We start from the raw sequence: 25,744 nt of genomic DNA on the forward strand, positions 1-25,744 counted from the left end.
CACCCTACCCTATTGCCCTCGCCCAGAAGCCTCACAAACTGGTTGTTCACGAGGAAGAAATGCATAGCATCATCAATCCAGAGACTCCGCGGGACAATGAGGATAATGACGATGAAATTGACCTGCGCCAACTATGGGCTGTTATAAGGCGCTATCAGTGGACTATTCTTGGCATTGCACTGCTAATTTTTGCCGTGGTTAGCGTGGTAACCCTCATGATGACACCCACTTACCGCTCTACCGTCACACTTAAAATTGACATGGAAGACAGTGGCAAGGTACTGAATTATGATGTTCAGACGCAGCCATCGCGCCCCGTCAATGACAAGGACTTTTATCAGACCCAGTATGAGCTATTGCAAAGCCGTTCCTTGGCACGCAAGGTCATTGACCAACTCAACCTGTACCCCAATGATGAAGACAGCGAAAACAAGCTGGCCAAACCTTTTTTTGCTGACACGCTAGACCAGCTCCACGCTTTGTTAGCAGGCGAAGCAGCCGACATGCCAGACACAAATAAGTTAGGTGTCTATCCGGTGGAAGATAAATTTCTGGCAGGTTTGGCGGTTGAACCGATTAAAAACTCCAGCTTGGTCAAGGTCAGTTACACAGATAAAGATCCCGCCTTGGCACAGCAGATTGCCAACGAAATTGGTGCCCGATTCATCAGCCTGAACCTCGAACGGCGGGTAGACGCCACCTCATATGCCAAGGAATTTCTGGATGACCAGCTGGCTCAGGCTAAAAGCAAGCTGGAAGAATCTGAAGCCAAACTGGTCGATTACGCCAAAAAAGAGCAGATCATCAATACCGATGAGAAAAATAGCCTATCCTCCCAGCGGCTGGATGCACTTCATGCTGCCGTGACCGAAGCTGAAAAAGCCCGCATTATCGCCGAAGGCATTTATGAGCAGGCTCGCCAGGGGGACACCGCCCTGTTCTTGGCAAACAGCACCAACATCCAGAACCTGGAAAACAGCCACACCAAACTGGATGCCGAATACCAGGAAAAACTGCAAATCTATAAACCAGATTACCCAGCAATGGTGGAATTGCGCCAGCAAATGAACACCATCCAGGCACATATCAACCGGGAAATCAATTCAGCCCGCGAAGGCCTGAAAGCCAAATATCTCGCCTCCAAGCAGCAGGAAGATACCTTGCGCAAAAAGATGGAAGCACAGAAGGGTGACCTGCTGGACGTGCGCGACAAGAGTATCGGCTACAACACCCTGCAACGCGAAGTGGAAACCAACCGCAATTTGTACGAAGGCTTGTTGCAACGTATCAAGGAAGTTGGCGTAGCGGGTAATATCGATAAAAACAATATCACCATCATTGATGAAGCCATCCTGCCCTATAAACAGTTCAGCCCCAACGTCAAACTGAACCTGACACTGGGCGCTGTAGCTGGTCTGTTCATCGGCATGGTCATTGCCTTTATGCTGGAGTTCTTTGATGACCGGGTAAAAACCAAGGAATCCCTGGAAAACCTGTTGGGCTTGCCAGTATTGGGTATGGTGCCCAAAGCAAAATCCAAAGATGAAAAACAGGCTGCCTTGATGAGTAATATTGACCCTCGATCAGCCATTGGTGAGGCATTCCGCTCCTTGCGTACCAATTTGTTGTTTGCCACCCGTGAAGGTGCTCCCAAAGTATTGCATGTCACCAGCGCGGGGCCAGGAGAAGGTAAATCCAGTATCTGCGTGAACATGGCCACGACGTTCGCCCAATCTGGCAAGAAGATTCTGCTGGTGGACTGCGACCTGCGCAAACCATCGCTACACCAAAAACTCAAGCTTGACAACTCAGAGGGCATGAGCAACTTCCTGACTATGCAGGCAAGCGCCAAACAGTTGATCCGCCCTACCCAGATACCGAATGTATTCATCATTACGGCAGGCCCGCTTTCCCCCAACCCGGCGGAATTGTTGCTCAGTGATCGTATGGGTGAACTGTTGAAACTGGTGCCAACCGAATATGACATGATCATCATTGACTCCCCACCAATCATGGGCTTGGCTGATGCCTTGATCCTTTCCAATTGGGGTAGTGCCACCCTGCTGGTAGCAACTTACGCGCAATCACGGAAAAAGCCTTTACTGGATGCTTATCAACGCTTGCGCCATGCCCGCTCACATGTCATTGGCTCAATCCTGACCAAAGTGAAATCAGGTGGTGCTGGTTACGGCTACAGCTATGACTATGAATATCACTATACCTATGGTGGTGAAGATCCCAAAGGCAAAAAGCGCTTGGGGCGCGCTTAAAGGTAGTTGTTGGAAATGATACTGGGACGCTTGGCATGGGGCGCATTAGTACTCGGGTTTGCCATATTGTTAGTTGTAACGGGTTTTTCTGATTGGCAAGCCCGGGAATTTAATGACCCTGATGGGGCATTTGAAATTGGTTACAACCCTATTATTAAGGAATACACCCCCCCTAATAGCTTTTATCCACTTTTTCCCAGTAATGCGTATTTAGCACTGGGTTTGCAGGCAGCCACAAGCGAAAAGCCTAGTTTAGCGATAGCTAATATCGCCCAAGCATTACACGAAAACCCAGCCAATGCGGAGGCGGCAGTATTAATGCTACGCCTTTTCATGCTACCTGAAGAAATCATAAAATCAACCAACTTTGCATTACCACCACAGCAACTCATCGATGCGGTTGCAGATATTAATATCAAATTACGTCCAACATACGAATCGACCTTATCAACGGTTGTTGAATATAGATCCATAAACCAACAAAATGAAAAAACCATCCAAACATTGGCCGACTTGTTAATCAATTATCGCCATTATGCGGATCAAGCCTTCCCGATTTTCCATATCGCCTTAAATGACCCGGAACTAAGCCGCATACTCCAGCCATACCTCGACTCACCTCTTCCATGGCTACCTGCCTTTTTCCGCTATCTGCTTGAGCATGAAACAGACCAAAGAAAAATTCAGGACTATTACGTCAAGCGTCTGCATTCACAAAATCCACCTACCCAACAAGAAACACTTAGCTACATTAACTACCTTATTAAGCAAAAGCAATGGGCTATAGCTTATGAAATATGGTCTGAACACTTAAACCAATCTTCCTCTTTTAATCTAGCGCTGTACGATGGCGGATTTGAAGACACCGAAAACCTGAATCAAACATTCGGTTGGAATTTCAGGAACTCAAAAGAAATCAACATCAAACAAGCCAACACCAGTGGTACGGATGGTAAAAAATCCTTAAGCATTGCTTTCAAGAAAGGGGATAGCATTGTGTTTCGGCATATTGACCAAAACAGGTTATTGCCACAAGGCGAATATAGTTTCACCGGCAAATACCGCCTCGGCCCGCTCAAGACCAGTAACGGCTTACGCTGGAGAGTCTATTGCGTCGGCGAAAACAACAGAAAAATCGCCGAAACTGAAGCCTTCAAGGGCTACAACCAGCAGTGGCAGACGTTCAAGGCAGACTTTACGGTTCCCGATAACTGTGAAGTACAAAGAATAGCACTAGAATCTGACAGTCAATACGCCCACCAGAACCTGTTCCAAGGGAATATCTGGTTCGACAAGCTTTCAATCACAGAAGTCCAGCATTAACGCGCATGAAAAATCTTTCTACCCAATCTGCTTACCCTGGCGAATTATTTCTGGCCGCTGGGGCTGCCGGACTCTTGCTGATCGGGCCCTGGATAAAGACCAGTCTTTCATTCTTTATTCTGGAAGTCGTTGGCTTACTGTTGCTGATGATGGTGCTTGCCTTATACCGGCGAGCACTCCCCATTCCAACCAGCGTAACAGTTTTTATTTTTACATCAATTTTGTTATTGGGCAGCTATCTTATACCAGTCCCCATGGAAACATGGCTGAATCTTCCGGGGCGTGAATTTTACCGGGATGTTACACAATTACTAGCAAAAATGGATTATTCATTTGCATGGCACAGCATATCAGTGGAAGCTTATGCAAGCGCCCAAATGTTATTATCCATTTTACCCGCCTTGGGGATTTTCTTGGTTACCGCCACCCTAAACACAAAAAATACTTTAAGGGTGTCACAGATTTTTATAGCATTAGCTGTTTGCCAAGGGTTATGGGGGCTGGCGCAATCCAGCATGGGTGGCTCCGCTACTGGTTCTTATAATAACCGTGACCATTATGTCGCATTATTTGAGTTAACGCTGCCACTTACCATGAGCTTGCTGTTGTTCTCACTTTCTTCAAGCCCCCGTAAACGCCAGCATCACCCCCATGCATGGATGGGTTCAGGCATATATGGGCTGGCTGCTACCATCATCTTGTTGGGAGGGCTATTTTCACTTTCCCGTGCGGGTATCGGTGGCTTAGTGTTGGCGTTGTTTTTTTTACTGCTGATATTCATTGGCCAATTCCGCATTTGGCATAGTATAATTGGCATCTCCATCTTCATCGCCGTTATAACTTTTTTTCTGTCCAGTTCTGAACGTAGCCTTACGGCAACCCTAAACCGTTTTTTAGCTGTTGACCCCCTGAAAGATGCAAGGTGGCATATTTTTGAACAGGCATGGGTTGCAATAAAGCATTTTTCCCCTTTAGGCAGCGGGCCAGGAACATCCAAGGATGTATACACCGCATTCCAGCCACATGAAACCTTGGGAAGCACCCTGATTCATCATATACACAATGACTACCTAGAGTTGTTTCTTGAAACCGGCATGATCGGGGCATTTATCCTGTTTGCATTTGTAGTCTTATACATGATCAATTGGTTTAGCCTGATTAAGACAGCCCAAAAGTCTGATATTTCTTACTATTTGAAAGTAGGTGCGGGTATTGGCCTTTTAACCTCACTGTTCCATGCTTACTTCGACTTTAACTATCATACGTATTCACATCCTTTACAGGTTGCTTTCCTATGCGGTATTTTTTTCGCCAAAAACCGCCATTCAGGCGACCAAGAAACATCTAAAAAACAAATTATTAGCTAGATTTTAATCAAAATAATTTCCCTATTGAACTTTCAGATCAAGAGTGATTGACATCACACCCCCAAAAAGACTTTATTGCTACAATACATCTGGGTAATATCTATGGTTTGTCCGCCTAACGTTCTGTTGAAGCAGAATCAGGAAGACATCCTATAGATGCCTGGTTTTTATTTTTTATGATTAAGGAGAAAGTCCATGAAATTGTTCGTTAAGGCTGCTGTCACAGCAGCGTTGCTGGTGTCAGGCTTTGCTGCCAGTAGTGCCGCCATGGCTGAAGCAACCCTCAATGTCCCTAGTCGTGCAACAGGACGGCTGCCAACTTTCGTAGCCACCCAGAATCCTACTGGCGGCACAATAACTCGAGTTGTCATTCCCACTGGCACTACTCCAGCACAACTCATTCAATTGATTTCCCAAACTGGTGCAAACGTCAGAGTAGTACCTCCTTCTCCTAGCAACTAAGAAGCTGATCTTCGGATAAGCTTTCACCAGACCCCTCCCCATTTGTGGGAGGGGTTTTTTTTTGAGGATCTGAATCCAGACCCCTTCTTCAATCGCACCACAAGAAAGTGTACTGGTCTAATGGACAGTCACCGGGTGATCCGGCCCAGCACCTCCGGACACAGCAAGAAGTGAGTACACTACGTACTTGACCTTGAGGTGAACGATGAAAACTGCAAAAACCGACAAAAAGCCCTATACCCGCCACAGCGCCAGCTACAAGGCTGAAGCCCTGAAACTGGCAGAGCGGCTTGGTGTACCTGAAGCAGCGCGGCAATTGGGCTTGCGCGAACCGCAACTGTACCAATGGCGCAGCCAGCAACAGCACCAACAGACGGTCAGCCAACGTGAACAGGAACTGTCAACCGAAAACGCCCGCTTGCGCCGTGAACTGGCAGTAGCACAGGAAGAGGTGTCCATCCTAAAAAAGCCAGCGCGTACTTTGCGAAACAGCTCAAGTGAAGTACGCCTTTATCCGGGAGCACCGCACCCAATTCAGGCTGAAAACCCTCTGCCACCTGTTGGCGGTGTCCCGCAGCGGTTACTACGAATGGCTGGTTCAAGTGGAGCGCAAGCAACGCCGCCAGCAACAAAAAGCTGAGTTTGATCAGGAGGTTGCCCGCTTGTTTGCCAAACACAAAAGCCGTTCCGGCGCACGCCGGTTGCAACGTATATTGGTCAAACAAGGCCATGCCTGTAACCGCAAGACCGTTGCTGCCAGCCTGCGCCGCCAAGGGCTGGTTGCCAAGGCTGCCCGCAAGTTCAAGGCCACCACCAACAGTAACCATAACCTGCTGGGGCAAGACTTCACCGCCATAGCACCCAACCAAAAGTGGGTGGGTGACATCAGTGTGCCGCAGCAAGCGGCGTAGAAGATGAGGGAAAGGCCCCTCGCAGTCGATGTACAGGCATGGGCTGCAAACCCCCTTAAGCGGCGTTAGTCAAAAGCTCCCGTCGTGAGCGTTAAGGAAAAGGCGTTGATAAACGTCAGGTAAGGATCAGGAAGGCGAACAACCGTGAACTGCCGTTCAAGTGTCGAAAGAGTTCAGATGACATCAAAACCGGAGAGTGATGTTGCTCCGGGATCAGCGCAGACAGTACCTGTTTATGGGCTGCGTGGTGTCCGGCATAGAGGCAGCGCGAGCCTGATTCAGGCTTCTATGTTGAACTGCGGGAACCTTCGATGGCAATGCCAAGGGAAAGGCACAAGTGTCAAACTACACAAGGCTGACAATACCGATGTGCCATCAAGGGACGGAGCTGCCCGTAGTAGTGTTGAAGTGGCTGTAATGGTCATGGAGCGAAGGGGCAGCGTCATTCAGCCGGAGTTACTGGTCAACTGTCATGACAGGATGAGCCAATGACAAAGGCAAAACCATTCGATATACCCAAACGTTGGGTATGGGAGGCTTGCCTACAGGTAAAACGCAATCGTGGTGCTGCGGGCATTGACCAACAATCGATGCAGCAGTTTGAAGAAAACCAGAGCAAGAATCTGTATCGGCTATGGAACCAGCTGTCATCGGGAAGCTACTTTCCGCCAGCAGTCAAAGCCGTACCGATACCGAAGAAGTCAGGCGGCGAACGGATACTGGGTATTCCCACCATTACGGATCGCATCGCGCAAACCGGGGTGAAACGGGTCTTCGAACCTTTGGTTGAGCCGCATTTTATCCGGGATTCCTATGGTTATCGTCCTGGCCGGTCAGCGCATGATGCGATGCAAGTGGTCAAATGGCGATGCTGGGAGTACGACTGGGTAGTCGAGTTCGACATCAAAGGCTTGTTTGATCACATTGACCATGAGCGACTGATGCGGGCAGTGCATAAACACTGCGAAATCCGCTGGGTCGTCCTGTACATCGAACGCTGGCTGACGGCACCGATGCAGTATGCGGATGGCATGCAACAAAACAGGACAAAGGGCACGCCGCAAGGCGGAGTAATCAGTCCGGTACTGGCCAACCTGTTTCTGCATTATGCATTGGACCGCTGGATAAGGCAGGAACTGCGCAGCGTTCGCTTATGCCGCTATGCCGATGATGGCGTAGTGCATTGCAAAAGCAAGGCACAAGCTGAATATGCTTTGCGGAAAATTAGCCGAAGGCTGGTTGAGTGCGGGTTGGAAATCCATCCCGGCAAAACCCGTATCGTCTACTGCAAAGACATAAACCGGCAGGGAAATCATGACCATACCGAATTTACCTTTTTGGGGTATAGTTTTAGACCCCGGAAAAGTGTGGACAAGTATGGTCGTATTTATCCCAATTTTACGCCAGCAGCCAGTCCTCAAGCCTTGAAAAGCATGAGGCAAACGGTAAGAAGCTGGCATCTTCAACTCAAGTGTGACAAATCCCTGTTCGACCTGTCCCGAATGTTTAACCCCATTCTGAGAGGTTGGTGGCAGTACTATGGGCGTTTTTACCGTAAGCGCCGTTAAATCGCCCTACTTGCCCTTGTCAAAAAAAGGGACTTTTTTCGCACATTTCTCCAGCGGCACATTCCATGGCAGGAGGGCCTCCCATTTTTCCAGGGTGTCGGCCTGGGCGATATGCTCCAGCAGATAGCGGATATAGGCATACGGTTCGAGGCCGTTGGCCTTGGCGGTTTCAATCAGGGAATAACAGGCGGCGCTGGCGCGCGCGCCATGCGGGGTGTCGGCAAACAGCCAGGCTTTGCGGCCCACGGCAAAGGGGCGGATGGCGTTCTCCGCCAGCACATTGCTGATATGCAGGTCGCCGCGTTGGCAGTAGCCACTCAGGTATTCCCACTGGTTGAGGCAGTATTCCATCGCCTTGCGGGTGAGGCCGCCTTTCATCACCTTGCCGACCTGCGTTTCCAGCCAGGTTTTCAGTTCGTTGAGCAGGGGCACGCTCAACTGCTGGCGCAGGCGGTATTTCTCCGCCGTGTCCAGGCCCTTGATGTTGTCCTCGATGCGGTAGAGCCTGCGGATCATGCCCAGGGCAATATCCGCCAGGGTGGGTTTGCCACGGGCCTGTTTGCCGCCCGCCGCCTTGACGGCCTCCACGAACTTGCGGCGGGCATGGTCCCAGCAGCCAATGCGGGTGATGGCGTTGTTGCGGCACACGGCGGCGTAACCGGAATAGCCGTCGGCCTGGAAAATGCCGTGGAAGTCCATCAGTAGGCGTTCGGGGACGCTCCCCGCCCGGCTGGGGTCGTATTCAAACAAGACCGCCACCTGGTTCGGCGGGCCGCCCCGCACCACCCACATCCATTTGTCGGCCTGGGCGGTTTTGCCGTCCTCCTTCAGCACCTGGATGCGGGTTTCATCGCCTTGCAGGTAAGCGCCGCTGTTCTGGGTTTCGCGCAGCAGGTTGAGCAGGGGTTTGAAGCTGTCCTCCAGACGGATGATCCAGTGGGCCATGCTGCTGCGGCTGAGTTCCGCGCCGTGGCGTTTGAAAATGCCCTCCAGGCGGTACAGGGGCAGGCCATCGGCGTATTTGGCGATGATGACCTGCGTCAGCAGGTTGAGGCTGGCATGGCATTTGCCCAACGGATGGGGCGGACGGGCGGCGGCGACCAGCGTTGGCCCGCCATCTGCCGTTGCCGGGGCGGGATCCTGGCTGGCCCCGGCGGCAAACACGGCTTTTTCCTGCCAGTATTCCAGCACCACCAGTTGCGCCGGGATGTAGTCCAGCTCTTCCTTGACCTTGGTGAAAAACGTGCGGGTCGCCCCGGCTTTTTCCGCATCACCCAACAACAGCTCCACCCGTTGGCGCTTCAGCCCGGGCGGGAAGCCGCGCTGGCGTTGGCTGGGGCGGGGCCTGGCGGGTTCCGCCTCCGGCAGTCGTCCGGCGATGTCCTCCAGCGCGGTTGCCAACTCGGCTTCATCAAACAGGTCAATCTGGAAGGGGAGCTTTTCAGACTGGGCGCTAAACCGCTGTATTTTGGCCAGGCGCAGCATTTCTTCCAGGAGCTGGATATGGTGGTCACGCTGTTTCAGGACGGCGGCAAATTCCGCCTCTTGCTGCGCCAGCAACTGGCGCAGGCGGGCAGCGTCCAGGTCGCTATGGGATGTGGTTTTGGGGGCTGGCGGCGGTGCTAAATCCATGGGTTAAATGATAACAAAATCATCAGGATAAGTCGCTAAAACAGCGCCCCGTAGCACAACTTTTTATGCCCTTTGAGCAGGCTGATGTCATAACCGTCCAGCAGCCAGTTGATCTGCTGGGCCGTCAGCGCCATCACCCCGCCATCCCCCGTTTGCGGCCAATGGAACTTCTCTTCCGCCAGGGCTTTGTAATACAGCACAAAGCCATTGTCTTCCCAATACAGGCATTTGATTTTCGTGCGCTGGCGGTTGGTGAAGGCGTACAGCGCCCCGGCAAACGGGTCGTGGCCCAATTCCTGCGCCACGATCGCCGCCAGCCCCTGGGCGGCCTTGCGGAAATCAATGGGCGGGCGGTAAAGGTAAATGTCCGGCATCTCCCCGGCGGGGCGGAAATAACGGGCCATTACAACTGCCCCAGCAACCGGCGCAGCAAGGCCACATTGCCGGGGTGGATATTCCTGATCACCAGGCCATTCGGCAGGGACAGCTCCAGGCCATCGCCCGTCCGGGCGTCTGTCCCCGGCTGCGCCGGGCGGACAGTCACGAAACCGGAAGGCTCTGGCAATACCGGGCGTTTGCCATCCCCGGGCGGCTTGCCCGCCGTACCGCATAATTTGCGCCGCCAGTAGACAAAGCCGTGGTAACTCAACTGTTCCTGTTCACAATACTGGACTCCGGAAAGGCCGGAGGACTGGAAGCGTTGGAGCTGGGCTTGCCAGTACGCCAGACGCCCATCTTGACCTGGATTCATCGTGTTCTCCCATGCAATCTGTTGCTGATGGGCTGAGTGTCCGGGATTACGTGGGGCGCTGAAAGGAGGGAGATTTAGAAGCGCTTACTTTTTACCCATCAGCACTGCATGGGCTGGGACGCCACATCAATGGGTATCTGGTGCGCTGGTTGCAGAGAAAATACAAGCGACTGGCAGGCCATAAAACCCGAGCTTGGCGAACACTCGACAAACTCAGGGAAAAGTATCCATCTGTGTTTATCCACTGGCAGCTTTCCCCGGAAGGTTGAATGATGGGAGCCGGATGAGCTGAGAGGTTCATGTCCGGTTCTGAGAGGGGCTGGGGGTGAAATTCCCCTGGCCTACTTACCCCTACATATGGACGCTGCAAGGCTGGGTTTATCTGGCGGTTGTGTTGGATTTGTATTCCCGCCGGGTGGTAGGCTGGAGCCTTGGCGATTCCATGGAAACCGCGCTGGTGATACGCGCGCTGGCCATGGCCATCAACCTGCGCAGCCCCCCTGCTGGCGTGTTGCACCATTCTGACCGGGGCAGCCAATACGCCAGCAAGGAATACCAGCAGTTGCTGAGGCAAAACCACATGGTTTGCTCCATGAGCCGCAAAGGCAACTGCTGGGATAATGCCCCCACCGAACGTTTCTTCGGCAGCCTCAAACGTGAATGGCTGACAGGGAATCACTATGTGACACGGGACGCCGCTATCCGGGATGTACGTGACTACATCGCGTACTACAACTCACGGCGGCTACATACAACCATTGGGGACAAAGCCCCGATTGAATTTGAGACAGGACAATGGGCTAAATCCGCTTAACAAGGTGTCCGGTTTTACTTGACCAGAACAACCACGGGTGGGCTGCCCTAAACTATCAACTGAGGAAAATTGCATTATGGACGAAAAGGCTTATGCCTCGTTAAACGCCCGCTCCACCATGTCACGCAATGGCTTGATCAGGTAATCAAGCAGGGTACGCTCCCCGGTTTCCAGGAAAACCTCCGCCGGCATCCCTGCCACCAGCGACAGGCCCTTTTCGTCCAGCACCTTCATGCTGTCTTCCTGGATAGCCAAAGTCGCTTTGTAGTATGACGCCTTGGATTTTTCATCCACCAGCGTATCCGCTGAAACATCAATCAGATTGGCAAAAATAGTAGGGAAATAACGGGCATCATCAAAAATGGAAAATTTGACTTCTGCCGCCTGACCAGTAACCAAAACATCAATATCCTGTGGGCTAACCTCGGCAATCACCTTATAGGCTTGCTCTGTCGGCACAACTTCCATGATCAGGCTACCAGGCCCAATGACAGCGCCTAAAGTTGTCAGCTCGAAACCTTTCACCCGCCCCGTAACCGGCGCATCAATGACCAAGCGCCCCAGCTTGTCTTGCAATGCAGCCTGCTGGGATTTCAACTGGATCTGTTTAGCCTGTAACTCGCTGATACTGGAACTGATTTCCTTCAGGTACTCTTCCCGGCGCAATACCATCTGGTGTTGGGTTTCCGCGACAACATCATTCAGGCGGGCAACTTCTGCGCTGCTGCGGGCAATGTCGCCCTTAATTTCTTCGTAGTCCCGTTCATTCTGGCGCACCAAACTTTTGGCCACCATTTCGCGGGCGACCAGTTTGTTCAGGGAACCGAGATCCTCACCCAAGGAAGTACGGCGTTTTCCCAAACTCTGCAATTCCTCCTCTAACCCGCCAATCTGCTTATTGGACTGCGCCAGACGTTGTGCAAGCACACTTTTTTCAGATACAAACGCTTGTCTGCGGGCGCTAAACAGTTCATTTTGGGTTTTCAGAATTTCCTGCAACACAGGATTATCCCTGCTAGTCTGCTCCAATCCCGCATCCCAAACCAAAGCCTCCCGGCCATCACGTTCAGCCGCCAAACGTTCGAGGCTGGCTTCAGTTTCCCACAACTGCCCGTTGGTATTGTCCAACTGGGCGCGCAATTGCGTGTCATCCAGCACCAATAGCGGTTGCCCCGCTTTGACCAGATCACCGTCATGGACGTTAATTTCCTTGACGATGCCACCATCGAGATGCTGCACCTTTTTGTTTTGCGAAGCGACAATCACTTTGCCAACCGTCACGACGGCGCTATCAAGCGGGGCAAAGGCTGCCCAACCACCCATCACCACAAAGGTGATAAACAACATCAGCCCACCCAAAAAACGGTAAGGGCTTTCATTCTTGGGCAGTTCAATACCCGCAACAGAATCTGCGGGTAAACCGATTGTCCCCAGCGTGGCTAATGCCTGACCGTTACTACTCATGCTGCACTACTCTTGTGTGATGAAAAATCAGCAATTGATTTATTCATTGCCGCTTTACGTTGCGCCAGCGACTTGAGGACAAAATCACGTTCGCCGAACATGCCTACCTGCCCATCCGCAAGCACCAACAACTTGTCTGCGATTCCCACGACACCGGGGCGATGCGTTACCAGCACCAAGGTTGTTCCTTGCTCTTTCAAAAGTTGGCAAGCCCTCAACAGAGCAGCTTCACCCGCCTCATCCAGACTCGCATTAGGCTCATCCAGAACCACTATTTTGGGGCTGCCATATAACGCCCTGGCCAAACCAATACGCTGACGCTGACCACCGGACAAAGCAACCCCACCCACACCAATCGGTGTGTCATAACCCTCGGGTAAACGCCTCACCAGGCTATCCACACCTGCCATCTGCGCCGCGAGATGCACTTTTTCCGGCTCAACCCTGCCAAATCTGGCAATATTTTCCGCCACCGTACCCTCAAACAGCTCCACATCCTGCGGCAGATAGCCGAGGTAAGGCCCCAGCTCCTCCCGGTTCCAGTGATTGATATCCGCATTATCAATGCGGATTTTGCCTGCTACTGCTGGCCAGACCCCGACCAAAGCACGCGCCAGGGATGATTTACCAGCAGCACTAGGCCCGAGCACCACCAGGGTTTCGCCCGCCGGCACCTGAAACGTCACCGCCCGCAAAACTGCATTCTGGGTTCCTGGTGCCAACACTGACAGGTTTTCGCATTGCAAGCTGCCTTGTGGAGCAGGCAAGGACAAGCGCTCATCGGTAGCCGGAAGCGCTGCCAACATCCCATCCAGGCGCTCATAGGCCTGACGTGCGCTGCCAAACTGCTTCCAGGTCGAAATCATCTGGTCGATAGGCGCCAAAGCACGCCCCATCAGGATAGAACCCGCAATCAACATGCCCGAAGTAATTTCATTGTGGATGGCAAGGTAAGCACCAACCCCCAAAATCAGGGACTGGAACAACATTCTCACCACTTTACTCAGGTTTGACCACAGACCAGATTGATCAGAAGCCAGTGACTGCTCACGCAAAAAGCTCAGGTGCTGCTTCAACCAGCTTTCCCGCAAAGAGGCTTCCATGCCCATGGCATGGATGACTTCAGCATTGCGTACATGTGCCGATGCCACTGCGTTTGCTTTGGTGTACTGGTTATTAGCCGCCTTCATCCGGTCACGAGTGACAAGGTTATTGGCAATGGCAATGACGATCAGCAATGACGCGGCAAACATTGAAAACCACCCAAACCATGGGTGAAACAAGAACAGCACCCCAATGTAAATAGGAATCCAAGGGGTATCAAAAAAAGCAAACGGCGCATTACCGGTCAGAAACTGGCGGATACTGGTCAGGTCGCTCAGTGGCTGGACGCTGCCTTTCCCCGGAAACTTGATGGCCATGGTCATAATGGCGCTGTACAAGCGGCTACTGAGGGCATCATCCAGCTTTGTCCCAATTCTCACCAACAGGCGTGAACGTACTAACTCCAGCACCCCCATGGTAAAGAACAACCAAGCCACAATCAGGGTCAACATCAACAAGGTCTCCCCGCTGCGGCTAGCCATCACCCGGTCATACACCTGCAACATATAGAGGGAAGGAACCAGCATCAAGACATTCACGAACAAGCTGAAAAAGCCCACATACATGAAACTCGATTTAAGGCCGCCCAGCAACCGGGCTAGGTCTCCTTGTTTTTTCCCCATCCGATCCTGTTGAATCCCCATTTAGTCACCCGTAATAAACGTGAAAATTTATGTGCATGGCGCAGCCATTACTTCATTTGCCTGGTAGCTAACAACAAGACATCGCGAAAACCAGTCATCCGGCAACGTATCTGACTGATAAACGCTGTACCGGGTGAAATGAGAAACGCCAGCCCTTGCCCTTAAAATTGATGAATATATAAAAAATTCAAATAATTTATAAGCAACCATGCAGCCAAAATATGGAACTAGTCCATATCCGCCAATACACGCCATCTTAATAAGCAGACAAAAAAATGGATGTGATCTTCGTCACATTTATGCTGACACCTTCCATCACTTGCGAACCACCCAAGTTCCAACGTTACAAAATAATCAGCCAAGCCGGTTTTTATGGTACTCTTCCGGGCTACCCTACCCCCAGCACGGATTGACTGAGATGCCAGACAGTATCGACCTCACCCAGCTAGCCCGCACTTGCACCGGAAATAGCCAACGCTCCCTTGGCTGCATCCCTTTCAGGTCAGAAACCTGTAGCAGCCACCACTACCTTTACGAATGCTACCCTTACTGGTGCGCCCAAATAAAGGAAGCGCCCCGCTATCACCGTAAACAATGGGAATTCGTTTATATCGCCCAGGCATTGTGGGAGAGGGGGATGCTGAAACCAGGCATGAAAGGGCTGGGGTTTGGTGTTGGGCAAGAGCCATTGGTGGCATTGTTTGCATCGCATGGCTGCACCATTACCGCCACTGATATGGACAGCAGCCAAGCCCAACAGGTTGGCTGGACCCAGACCAACCAACATGCAGGCAATCTCGCCCGCCTGAATGCTCGGGAAATATGCGACCCCAAGGATTTTGAAGAGCTGGTAGCGTTTGAAACCGTGGACATGAACCATATTCCCCCACACCTACACGGATACGACTTTTGCTGGTCAGCGTGTTGCTTCGAACACCTGGGTTCCATCCCCCAAGGGCTGGGGTTCGTCAAAAATTCACTTAAAACCCTGAAGCCAGGCGGGCTAGCCATCCATACAACAGAGTTCAACCTATCCTCAAACACCAGAACCATCAAGCAAGGGGGAACAGTCTTATACCGGGAACACGACCTGCAAAATTTGTTGCAAGAGTTACAAGAGTCAAGCCACCATATGGAACCCCTGCTGATCCATAAAGGCTCCCAGCCTTTGGACGATCATGTCGATACCCCCCCTTATTCCGATGACCAACACTTACGGTTGTTGATTGGCCAATATGACGTTACGTCGGCTGGCTTGATCATCCGCAAGGGAACCACAGCCTGAATACACAACACCACAAACTTCAGACATGAAACACCATCTGCAAATGATCCTCCTGTTCACCAAACAGGAGCTGTTTGAGCAATACCGGGGCAACGCTTTGGGTGTAGTTTGGCTGTTTATCCAGCCGCTGACCTACATCCTGATCTTCACCCTGATCTTTTCCGACATCATGAAAACGCGCCTGGCCAATTTCGACCAGCCGTATGCCTACAGCACCTATCTGGTGGCGGGCATCCTGTCCTGGAACATGATCATCAACATCATCACCAAAACCTCCAGCGTCTACCAGACCAAAGCCGGGCTGATCAAAAAAGTGCCGACGCACCTGCTGCTGCTGCCGCTCTACATCCCGCTGGCGGAAGTGATCATTTACATCATTGGCATGGCACTGTTCAGCATCGTCCTGTTACTCGTTGGGTACGATTTCAGCGCGACCTGGCTATGGCTGCTATTACTGACCTTGTGCGCCACCCTGTTTGCCTACGTTAGCGGCATGTTGTTTGGCCTGCTCAGCCCTTTTATCCCCGACATCCGCAACGCCATTCCGGTGTTGTCACAGCTGTTGTTCTGGATGACACCCATTATCTACTTGCCCAATATCGTACCTAAACAGTTCCAGTGGCTGTTGGACGCCAACCCGTTCACCTGGCTGATCAGCAATTTCCAGGCTGCCATCTTCTATCAAGCCCCGCTGCACTGGGGTACGCTGACCGCCTCCCTCGGCTTGACCGCCAGCATCGGCCTATTGGTCTATTGGCTACATTTGCGTCTGGAGAAAGACATCCGTGACCTCATCTGAGATCCTTTGCGTCAAGGGCTTACACAAATCCTTCCGCTATTACGCCTCCCCACTCAGCCGCCTGCGGGAAGCCTTGACCGGTAAAAGTTGCCACCAAACCGAAAAGGTCATCGACGACATCAGCTTCAGCCTGGAACGTGGTGAAACCCTGGCATTCCTAGGGCAAAACGGCGCAGGCAAATCCACCCTGCTGAAGCTGATCACCGGCATCCTGCTGCCCGACAGCGGCACGGTGCAGAAAAACATCCGCATCACCGGGCTGCTGGAACTGGGCACCGGCTTTGACCCCAACCTCAGCGGCAGGGAAAACATTTTCATCAATGGCCAGCTGATCGGCATGGATCACGCCGAAATCGAAGGCAAGCTGGACGCCATCATGGCGTTTGCCGAACTCGGCGAACACATCCACCAACCGGTGCGCACCTATTCTTCCGGCATGGTCATGCGTCTGGGGTTTGCCATCGCCATCCACGCCGACCCCGGCTGCTTTGTGGTGGATGAAGCCCTGTCGGTCGGCGACATCCGTTTCCAGCAAAAATGCCTGGCTTTCCTGCGCCAGTTCCAGGCGGATGGCGGTAGCCTGCTGTTTGTGTCCCACGACCTGGCGCAAGTCAAGAACATGTGCAAGCGCGCCATCATCCTCGACAAGGGCAAGATTGCCTACGAAGGCACGGCACAGGAAGCCTGTAACCGCTTCCAGGCGTTCATGCTGGAAAGCGCCCCACAACCCCAGGCAGCAACGCCACATTTCCCTGACGCCGGTATACGCCTGAATAATGCCTGGTGGTGGCAAGCGGATCAGCCCGCCACCCAACTCATCAGTGGTCAATGGGCGGAACTACGGGTGGAACTGACAGTCGAATCCCCACGGGAAAACCTCGCACTAGGCTTCATGATCCGCGACCGGCTCAACATTGACCTGTTTGGCACCAACACCAGCCTGCAACAAATCCCGCTGGTTTTCCCCGCACCGGGTCGCTACACTGTTGCGTTTCCGGTCAAACCCAACCTGGGGCCAGGCGAATACGTCCTGTTCCTTGCCCTGCATGATCAGGACAATTTCGAGCAAAATGTCCAGTTCTGGGAACAGAGTTTCATGGCCTTCCAGGTTAGCGCACCGCACCGCAACAGCGTAGGCGCGGTCTATTGCGAAACCCGGCCACCGATTGTCAGTAAAGAATGACGTAATGCAGAACACATTTTACCAAACCCTGAAACGCCTGCCCCTGATCGGTAGCCTGATCGAAAAGGCCCGTATCCACCTGCACCACTGGGTGGTTAGGGTCATCCATGAAAATGTTCCACCTACGGTGCCAACATCCCCGAGTACAGACAGCCACTCACCACTGCTGGAAAACCAGCAGAACCTGGAGCGACGCTGCCAACAACTCGAACAGCAACAACAATCAATCGCCCAACAGCAACAAGCACTAACACAACAACAGCGCAACAGTGCCCAGCAAGAACAAATCCTTGGCGAACGCATCGAATACGTGCGGCTGGAACTGTTTTACGAACTCATGCACCGCCTCCAGCAGGCCGGTGGCGGCTCATCAACAACCAGCCAGGAACCCTGCATCCTCAACCCGGAAGCACTCCAGGCTGCGCAAGCCAATGGTAAACTACGCTTGAATCTCGGCTGTGGCCACCACCCCCTGCCCGACTACCTGAACGTTGACCAACGCGCTTTGCCGCAAGTTGACATCCAGGCCGACGCGCTCAAACTGCCGGTCGCAGCAAATTCCGTCCAGACTATCCGCGCCGCCCACCTGATTGAGCATTTCACCCTGGCAGACCTACGCCGCCGGGTGCTGCCTTACTGGCGCGACTGCCTGCAACCTGACGGAACCCTGCACCTGATCGCCCCTAACGCACAAGCCAGCATCGACGCCTACGCCACCCAGCAAATCCCGTTTGAGCAACTCACGACCGTTCTGCTCGGGATGCAGGAATACGCAGGCGATTTCCACTTTGCCCTGCTCAACCCGGAAGCGCTACGCAAACTGCTGGAAGAAAGCGGCTTTACTGATATTGCCTTCAACACTACCGAGCGCGCCAACGGGCTGTGCCTGGAAATGGATGTCACCGCCCACAAACCGGCGGCGGCCTGACATGCTGTTCAGCATCATCGTCAACACCCACCGGCGTGCCGCTACCCTGCCCCACACGCTAGAGGCGCTGGCCAATCTGCGCTGGCCGCATTACGAAATTATTGTCGTCACCGGCCCGGAAGATGACGGCACGTCCGCCCTCCTGCAAGCCTGGCAAGGCCACATCAAACTGGCGCATTGCCCTGCCGCCAACCTGGCCCAGTCACGCAATATCGGCCTGCAACTGGCCAGCGGCGACTGGATTGCCTTCACCGATGATGATGCCCTACCAGAACCCGACTGGCTGTGCCGTCTGGCCTGCCATACCCACGACCCAGAGTTGGGAGCTATCGGCGGCTTCGTGCTCGATCACACAGGACGCAACTATCAGGCGCAATATCTGGTTTCCAACCGTTTCGGCAATACCCGTAATCAGCCGGACTGGCTGGGTGCTCCCCTCAACACCACCCGCCAGCCTGAGCAGTTCCTCTCGCTGATGGGGGTCAACACCTGCTTCCGGCGGCAAGCCTTGCTGGACTGTGGCGGGTTTGACGAAGCCTACGCCTATTTTCTGGAAGAAACCGACATCCTGTTGCGTCTGACTGAGCGTGGCTGGAAAACGCGTGTCATTCCGGATGCATTGGTGCACCACAAATTCGCCAACAGCCACATCCGCCACGAGCGCATCGTCACCAGCCTGTACCACATTATGCGCTCGCGCGCCTATTTCGCCACCCGTCATGCCCTGCCGGTGCATGGCATGGCCGCACTGGCCCGCCAGCTCAATGCCTGGATGGAAGAAATCCGCCAGCACCAGCACGCCAACCAGCGCACCAACACCGGCATTGCCCCGGAAACCCTGCTGAATGAAGCCCGCTCCGGCCTGATGGATGGCCTGAAACTGGCACAGGAAACTGCCGCGATCCCCCCAATTCCGGCAACCACGCCTGAGTCGCTGCCCTTCCAACCCACATTGCCTGCGGGCCAGCGTTTGCGGCTGTGCCTGGTGACTGGCGGCTACCCCCCGCACGACACCGGCGGCGTGGCGCGTTTCATGCACAACCTGGCCACCACGCTGGCCGCCATGGGGCACGAACCCACCGTCATCACCCGCACCCCGCACCAGACCGCCACCATTGACCGCGAACAGGGCGTGTGGGTACACCGCATCCAACCGCTGGACGCTGAACAGCGGCAGGCATTGCCGCGCCCATCCAGCCTGCCGCGCTTACCGGGGCATGTGGATGCTTTTGCCGCCGCTGCCTGGCAGGAAGCCTACCAACACCATGCGCACCGCCAGTTCCATGCCGCCTTGGGCAGCATCTGGGATCTGGATCTGGCCTGGATTATTGCTGCCAACACTTTGCCCACTTGGCTGTATCTGGTTACCACTTACCACCAGTTACAGGCACACAAGCCGGAATGGCACACGCCGGACATGCGCCACAACCTGCTGGAACCGATGTTGGCGGCAGAACGCTGGGTACTGCCCAACGCCCACCTGTTGGCCAGCACCCAGGCGATTGCCGATGATACCGCCCGCCTGACTGGCCAGACTTGCGCGGCGGATGCCCGCATCATTCCGTTTGGGCAGCCTGACCTTGAACAAGTACCCGACTCCACCAGCCAACCTGATGACACCTTCACCCTCCTCTACGTCGGGCGCTTCGAGCACCGCAAGGGCATCGACCTGCTGCTGGAAATCGCCCCCGACCTGCTGAGGCGATACCCACAATTGCATATCCGCCTGGTCGGCAACGACACACTGGCATGGCAAGGCGGCGAACCCTTGCGCCAGCAATTTGAGCGCCAACATCCCGCACTGTGTGCTGACGGGCATCTACGTTTCCTGGGCGAAATCAGCGAGGCAGCCTTGCTGGCAGAATACGCCGGATGCGACTGTTTCATTGCCCCCAGCCGCTATGAATCCTTCGGCCTGATGTACGTGGAAGCCATGCGCGCAGGCAAACCCTGCATCGGTACGGATGCGGGCGGCATCCCCGAAGTGGTGCAACATCAGTGTACCGGCCTGTTGGCAGCAGCGGATGATGCCCAATCGTTGGAGCAAGCCATCCGCTTCATGCTCGACAACCCCGACCAAGCCCGGCAAATGGGCATGGCCGGACGGCAACGCTTTGAACAGCGCTTCAGCAACAATGCATTTGCGCAGGCTATCGTGCAGGAAATATCCCCCCCATGTTCGGGTTCTGGCGTCTATTCCTCGCCCTGACAGTGGCTGTCAGCCACATGGGCTTTGCGCTTGGCCCCTACCATCCTGGCGTGATGGCGGTGATGGGTTTCTATCTGCTGGCTGGCTATATCTCTGCTGCCTTGTGGCAGCGCGCCTGCCGACAAGCCGACTACCCCACCTGGCACTATTGGAAAGAACGCTTCTGGCGGTTGATGCCACAGTACTGGGGGGTCGTGCTGGTCACTGCCCTGCTGTTACCCTGGCTCCCCCGCAACCATTTCCTGCAAGCGCCGCTGGATTTCTCCGCCCTGTGGCAAAATCTGCTGGTGTTTCCGCTGGCCTATTACCCGCTGACCGGCATTGACCACATGACCTTGATCCCGCCCGCCTGGTCGCTGGCGGTGGAATTCCATTATTACCTGCTGGTTCCATTGCTTGGCAGGTTACCGCTGCCAGTTCTGCGTGGGGTATGGGCAGCCAGCCTGGGTATCTGGCTGATGAGCTTCACCGGGCTGATTGACCCGGAACTGTGGGGCTACCGCTACTTTCCCGGCGTGCTGTTCATCTTCCTGACCGGCCATACCTTGTGCCTGAGCCACCTGCAACAGCGTTATTTTTCTTATGAATCGCTTATATTATTAGCAGTATTGATTCTAATGCTTACCCTATATTTACCTTATAATTGGGGCATTGGCTTCCAGTTTGAAGTGGTCGTTGGGCTGTTAATTGCTTTATCATTAACCATACTTTTAGGTCGGCTGCCCCGAAACCCCCTTGACGAATGGCTGGGGAAACCCGCTTATCTCCTGTTTCTGCTACATTTTTTAGCTTTTTGGTTATTGCAAGCCATGTTACTGATACGCTGATAGTTAGTAATTTTTATACAATCCCATAAAAAAATATTTCTTATGTGATTATCATCACATCAATAAAGCTGATCAATACCTAGAATGAATCCCACAATCACTGCGATGTATATGAATGCAGCGATATGTGTAACTTTTTGAATCTTTATTGGAGCATTATCAACATGGCAAACCTTACCGTAAAGAAGTCAATCATTGACCTGTACGTCGCATACTTCAACCGCGTACCGGACTATGAAGGCTATCAGTACTGGATTGAACAATACGATCTGGGCTCTTCCCTGACCGACATTTCCAACGAATTCTACAAGGCTGGCGCGACCCAGTTCAGCGCTGAAACTGGCTACAGCATCGGCATGAGCAAAGAAGCTTTCATCCGCCAGCTGTATGACGGCATCCTGGATCGCGGCCCTACCAGCAGCCTGGCACCAAACGCGACTGAAGTGGCTTACTGGGTCAGCAAGCTGGATGGCCTGAACGGCGACAAAGGTGCGCTGGTTCTGCAAATGATCAAGGAAATCCGCGACTTTGATGCAACCAACAACGCTGCAATCAAAGAAGTTCAGGACAAGTTCAACAACAAGATGTACGCATCTTTCCTGCTGCTGGAAGACCCGGCTGGCGCGGAAGACATCTATGGCGCGTATGACTTCGGTGAAACCGCTTACGCTGGCGGCCCAGCCCTGACCCCAGAGGAAAAAATCGCCCTGGGCAAGCAGGTTCTGACCACCATCACGGCTGATGTTGCTTCCATCGACGAAACCATCACCAAGTTTGTTGCAACGCTGAAAGCACCAGAAGTTGAACCAGAGCCAGAGCCAGAACCAGAGCCAGAAACTCCTGTTACAGAAAAGACTGTTGGCCTGAGCGTTTACACTGACGTAGTAACAGCCAACCAGTTCAACGCTGGTATGGAATACACCCCAGGTGGTAACGACCGCGTTAACACTCTGCAGGATGAAGATAAGCTGACTGGCGTTGGCGTCAACCCAAAACTGATCGCTGAAGTGGGCAATGCCAACGACAATGGCGGCACTACCATTACGCCATTCATTAACGGCGTTAAGGATTTCGCATTCTCCTTCACCGGCTCTTCCGTTTTTGGCGCAGTGAATACCATTGACATGCAGGATGTCAAAGCCGACGGCGGCATTGACCGCATCGAAATCAGCCGTATCGCCAATGGCCCTAACGTCGCCACCCTGACCAACATTAACCTTGGCAGCGTTAACCCAGAAAGCCCTGAAGACATCGACCTGTCTATCAAGAAAACCCGTGCGGATGCAAACGTTAACCTCCTGTTCACTGACGCATACCTGAACAGCACTGCCGGCGACAACGCAAACCTGTTCCTGAATGAAGTCAACTTGGATAGCCTTGTTATCGAAGGTGTCGGTGGTGACGTCGGTTTTGAAACCATTCATGTGCAATCCGGTTCCTCTGCGGCTGGACCAAACGTTATCGACAGTTTTGTGGCAGAAGATCTTCAGACCCTGTACATCGATCACAACACCGGTGACGGTGGTGACAATGCCCTGACTATCGGTAATGGTGCAACTATCACCGACATTACCCAAACCATCACGGGTATTGCTGAGCAGGGTTCCCTGCGCACTATCGATGGTTCTGGTTTCGAGGCGAATCTGGATCTGACTATCGTCCCAGGTACTTTCAATGCAAATCTGGATGGCACTGCTACAGACACCCCATTCACACTGAGCACCGGCTCTGGCGATGATATTATCCGTGTCTTCAACGATACATTCGCCGCTGCGCCTATCGACCTGACCAAGGGTGTTATCGGCACCAATGATGCTATCCATGCGAATGCAGGCACTGACACATTGGCGTTGGCGAGTGCTGTAAATGTCAACTTCCTGGCGGATTCCACATCACCAGCCCTCACGCCTAACAATCAGGCTGACACCGCACAGGTTGATGGCGTCGATATCGTCACCGTGACCCGTCTGGCAAATGCTGGTGTTATCGGGACGGCTGAACTGGTTGTTGACATGAACCAGATGCTGGGTGACCAGGCGGTAGTGCTGCAGAACATGGCAGACGCCAATGACGGCGTAACCACATTCACACTGCACGACCTCAGTGCTGCTGAAGCTGCGGCTATCGCCATCAAGCACAGCAACAACACCAACAATGGTATTGCTGATACTGTCATTAACGTAGCAACTGCACTGGAAGGCCAAGTTGACACTGTTGGCGTTGAAATTCAGAGTGCTTCCAATAATGACGCACGCTTCAACTTCACGCTGAACACTGATGCGGTAACACCTGTTGTACCAGCAACGACTCCGGTCACTTACCAAAAGGCCATCACCAACCTGACCATCACTGACAGTGACTCTGAAACCAACACTGTCCAGTTGGATGACGCGGCTGATTACACTGGTACCGTTACCATCAAGGGCGGCAGCGCAGGCACCACCCTGAACCTGGACGCTTTTGAAAATGCGCTTGGTCTTGACCTCTCCGGTGTCACTGCTGGCGATCTGTTCACTGGTACCGCTGCTGGCAGCATGGCCAACACTCCTGGTAGCAATGCAGGTGCACTGGTAGCCAGTGTCGTTGACGCAAGCGCTGCTGTGAGCAATGTTGTTGTCCGTCTGGGTGGCACTAATGCCACAACCCCATCTACAGCAGCACAAACTGTCACCATGGGTTCTGGTAATGATCTGGTCATCATGGATACCCTGAACGAGTCTCACGCTGGCCTGACCAACATCGATACCCTCAACGGTGGCGCTGGTACTGATACACTGGCTCTTGGCGGCAACGTCATGGTTAGCATCGGCCAGACTGAATGGCAGAATGTCAGCAACTTCGAGGTCATCCGCCTGCTGGGCAACGATGTCGTAGCCACTCCAGGCTTGGGCGTCCCTGGTGCTTACAACCTGACCCTGACCGACACCCTGATCAGCAACAACGGTGTTGCACAGGCTGACGGCAGCCGTCTGATTGCCATCGTTAACGACAACGACACTGCCAACGATACCGCAAATGCAGCCAATACAGCTGGCACTGGTGTTGAACGTAGCGCAGTTATCGATGCGACTGCCCTGTCTGTCAACCGCAACTTCAGCTACAACGGTGAAGAAGGCGTAAGTGCGACTACTGACCGTTTCATCCTGTCTGACTCCACAGTCAATGGCCGCAACTCCATCGACGGTGGTGCGCTGGATACCAGCAACCTGACCTGGGGCGGCAACCTCGACGTGATGGAAGTTCGTGGCCAGGCAGTTGTCAGTGCTTCCGCTGGCGACCTGACCGGCATGAAGAACATCGGTACGCTGGAGTTCACCAACCCAACTACACTGCCTGTGACTTCTACCCTGGAACTGACCAGTGCCGCTATCGACGCCCTGGTTGACAGCTACCACACTGCCAGCGCGACTGAAGTGGAAGTGCTGAATGTGCTGGTTGGCGACAACGTTAACCTGCAACTCGACACCACTGGCGTAGACGGCACCAAGTTTGCTGTAAACGTTACTGGTAGCGCAGGTGTCAACGGCATCACAACCACCACGCTGAATGACAACATCTTTGCTGGTGCAGGCGATGACGTCGTAAACAGCGGTGCAGGCGATGACTTCGTTCAGGCTGGTGCGGGTAACGACACTGTTAACGCTGGTATAGGTGCTGATGTGGTCTTTGGCGACACAGGCAACGACATCCTGAACGGTGAAGATGGCGATGACTATCTGGACGGCGATGCTGACAACGACACCCTGAACGGTGGTGCAGGCGCTGACACCTTGATTGGTGATGTTGGTGTTGACACCCTGACTGGTGGCGCTGACGCTGACCTGTTCCAGTTCTTCACTGGCGACTCTGGCATCACTTTGGCAACGGCTGACACCATCACTGACTTCCAGTTTGGTGTAGACCAAATCTACGTTGATGTTGCTGCTGGTACGGCTCTGAACTACTTCGAGGGTACCCATGCAGGCTTCGCTGCCAGCCTTGCTGCTGCCAACTTCGACTTCACTAACTTTGGCACTACCTTCTACTTCTCTGAAGATACAGTAGAAGGCATGGGCTTGCTGTTCATCGATACAAACGCTGACGGTGCTGCAGAGGAAGTAATCCAGTTGACTGGCGTTACCCTGGCTACTTTCGACTTCACTAGCCTCATCTAATCCTGCCCTACCCCTCTGCTTCGGCAGGGGGGTTCAGGCAGAAGAGCCA

Annotated in this window: 19 protein-coding genes and 1 pseudogene; 15 read left to right on the plus strand and 5 right to left on the minus strand. The window is 53.4% G+C overall.

Annotated features, from left to right (window positions below):
* The first annotated feature begins 59 nt into the window (after window positions 1-59).
* From THINI_RS08415 to ltrA, 7 genes are all read left to right on the plus strand, one after another.
* Entirely contained in the window at window positions 60-2,270 is a 2,211-nt protein-coding gene (locus THINI_RS08415) for a GumC family protein (protein ID WP_002708178.1), read from the plus strand.
* A 15-nt stretch (window positions 2,271-2,285) separates the two neighbouring features.
* Entirely contained in the window at window positions 2,286-3,593 is a 1,308-nt protein-coding gene (locus THINI_RS08420; protein ID WP_002708179.1) for a hypothetical protein, read from the plus strand.
* A gap of 5 nt (window positions 3,594-3,598) precedes the next feature.
* Window positions 3,599-4,960 (plus strand): O-antigen ligase family protein, encoded by a 1,362-nt coding sequence (locus THINI_RS08425; RefSeq protein WP_002708180.1) that lies wholly within the window; start codon window positions 3,599-3,601, stop codon window positions 4,958-4,960.
* Between the two features lie 195 nt (window positions 4,961-5,155).
* Window positions 5,156-5,422, plus strand: coding sequence for a hypothetical protein (locus tag THINI_RS25115; RefSeq protein ID WP_002708181.1), 267 nt, complete (start codon window positions 5,156-5,158; stop codon window positions 5,420-5,422).
* A gap of 205 nt (window positions 5,423-5,627) precedes the next feature.
* Entirely contained in the window at window positions 5,628-6,062 is a 435-nt protein-coding gene (locus THINI_RS24220; RefSeq protein ID WP_081485801.1) for a transposase, read from the plus strand.
* Window positions 6,025-6,333, plus strand: coding sequence for an IS3 family transposase (locus tag THINI_RS08435; RefSeq protein WP_169314597.1), 309 nt, complete (start codon window positions 6,025-6,027; stop codon window positions 6,331-6,333). Before THINI_RS24220 ends, THINI_RS08435 begins: the two co-directional genes overlap by 38 nt.
* Before the next feature lie 488 nt (window positions 6,334-6,821).
* A complete protein-coding gene (gene ltrA / locus THINI_RS08440) occupies window positions 6,822-7,901 on the plus strand; it encodes a group II intron reverse transcriptase/maturase (protein ID WP_002708182.1) in 1,080 nt (359 codons plus the stop codon).
* A gap of 6 nt (window positions 7,902-7,907) precedes the next feature.
* On the opposite strand, the gene tnpC is transcribed toward ltrA, so the two are convergent.
* The 3 genes from tnpC to tnpA are packed head-to-tail and all read right to left on the minus strand — an operon-like array spanning window position 7,908 to window position 10,284.
* Window positions 7,908-9,533 carry an IS66 family transposase gene (tnpC, locus tag THINI_RS08445; RefSeq protein WP_002707094.1) on the minus strand — a complete coding sequence of 542 codons (1,626 nt, stop codon included), beginning with the start codon at window positions 9,531-9,533 and terminating at the stop codon, window positions 7,908-7,910.
* A gap of 35 nt (window positions 9,534-9,568) precedes the next feature.
* Window positions 9,569-9,937, minus strand: a complete 369-nt coding sequence (tnpB, locus tag THINI_RS25635) for an IS66 family insertion sequence element accessory protein TnpB (RefSeq protein WP_002706841.1) — start codon at window positions 9,935-9,937, stop codon at window positions 9,569-9,571.
* Window positions 9,937-10,284 carry an IS66 family insertion sequence element accessory protein TnpA gene (tnpA, locus tag THINI_RS25640; RefSeq protein ID WP_002706643.1) on the minus strand — a complete coding sequence of 116 codons (348 nt, stop codon included), beginning with the start codon at window positions 10,282-10,284 and terminating at the stop codon, window positions 9,937-9,939. Before tnpA ends, tnpB begins: the two co-directional genes overlap by 1 nt.
* Window positions 10,285-10,639: 355 nt before the next feature.
* Here tnpA and THINI_RS08460 point away from each other — a divergent pair.
* Window positions 10,640-11,098 (plus strand): annotated as a pseudogene (locus tag THINI_RS08460) (IS3 family transposase); the annotation flags it as partial.
* A 90-nt stretch (window positions 11,099-11,188) separates the two neighbouring features.
* Here THINI_RS08460 and THINI_RS08465 read toward each other — a convergent pair.
* Both THINI_RS08465 and THINI_RS08470 read right to left on the minus strand, forming a co-directional pair.
* On the minus strand, window positions 11,189-12,562 hold the full coding sequence (locus THINI_RS08465) for an HlyD family type I secretion periplasmic adaptor subunit (protein ID WP_002708183.1): 1,374 nt from the start codon (window positions 12,560-12,562) through the stop codon (window positions 11,189-11,191).
* Window positions 12,559-14,289 carry a type I secretion system permease/ATPase gene (locus THINI_RS08470; RefSeq protein ID WP_050988017.1) on the minus strand — a complete coding sequence of 577 codons (1,731 nt, stop codon included), beginning with the start codon at window positions 14,287-14,289 and terminating at the stop codon, window positions 12,559-12,561. Before THINI_RS08470 ends, THINI_RS08465 begins: the two co-directional genes overlap by 4 nt.
* Before the next feature lie 439 nt (window positions 14,290-14,728).
* Between THINI_RS08470 and THINI_RS08475 the strand changes: the two genes are divergently transcribed.
* The 7 genes from THINI_RS08475 (at window position 14,729) to THINI_RS08505 (ending at window position 25,695) form a co-directional block, all read left to right on the plus strand.
* Entirely contained in the window at window positions 14,729-15,595 is an 867-nt protein-coding gene (locus THINI_RS08475) for an SAM-dependent methyltransferase (RefSeq protein ID WP_002708186.1), read from the plus strand.
* A 25-nt stretch (window positions 15,596-15,620) separates the two neighbouring features.
* Window positions 15,621-16,394 (plus strand): ABC transporter permease, encoded by a 774-nt coding sequence (locus THINI_RS08480; RefSeq protein WP_002708187.1) that lies wholly within the window; start codon window positions 15,621-15,623, stop codon window positions 16,392-16,394.
* Window positions 16,381-17,577 carry an ABC transporter ATP-binding protein gene (locus tag THINI_RS08485; RefSeq protein WP_002708188.1) on the plus strand — a complete coding sequence of 399 codons (1,197 nt, stop codon included), beginning with the start codon at window positions 16,381-16,383 and terminating at the stop codon, window positions 17,575-17,577. The genes THINI_RS08480 and THINI_RS08485 overlap by 14 nt, the downstream gene beginning before the upstream one ends.
* 4 nt (window positions 17,578-17,581) lie before the next feature.
* Window positions 17,582-18,505: a class I SAM-dependent methyltransferase gene (locus THINI_RS08490; protein WP_002708189.1), complete on the plus strand. Its 924-nt coding sequence runs from the start codon at window positions 17,582-17,584 to the stop codon at window positions 18,503-18,505.
* A complete protein-coding gene (locus THINI_RS08495) occupies window positions 18,474-20,714 on the plus strand; it encodes a glycosyltransferase (protein WP_081485805.1) in 2,241 nt (746 codons plus the stop codon). The genes THINI_RS08490 and THINI_RS08495 overlap by 32 nt, the downstream gene beginning before the upstream one ends.
* Window positions 20,681-21,541 (plus strand): acyltransferase family protein, encoded by an 861-nt coding sequence (locus THINI_RS08500; protein WP_002708191.1) that lies wholly within the window; start codon window positions 20,681-20,683, stop codon window positions 21,539-21,541. The genes THINI_RS08495 and THINI_RS08500 overlap by 34 nt, the downstream gene beginning before the upstream one ends.
* A gap of 164 nt (window positions 21,542-21,705) precedes the next feature.
* A complete protein-coding gene (locus THINI_RS08505) occupies window positions 21,706-25,695 on the plus strand; it encodes a beta strand repeat-containing protein (RefSeq protein WP_002708192.1) in 3,990 nt (1,329 codons plus the stop codon).
* Window positions 25,696-25,744 lie beyond the last annotated feature (49 nt).

Source organism: Thiothrix nivea DSM 5205, from assembly GCF_000260135.1.
Classification (GTDB): Bacteria; Pseudomonadota; Gammaproteobacteria; order Thiotrichales; family Thiotrichaceae; genus Thiothrix; species Thiothrix nivea.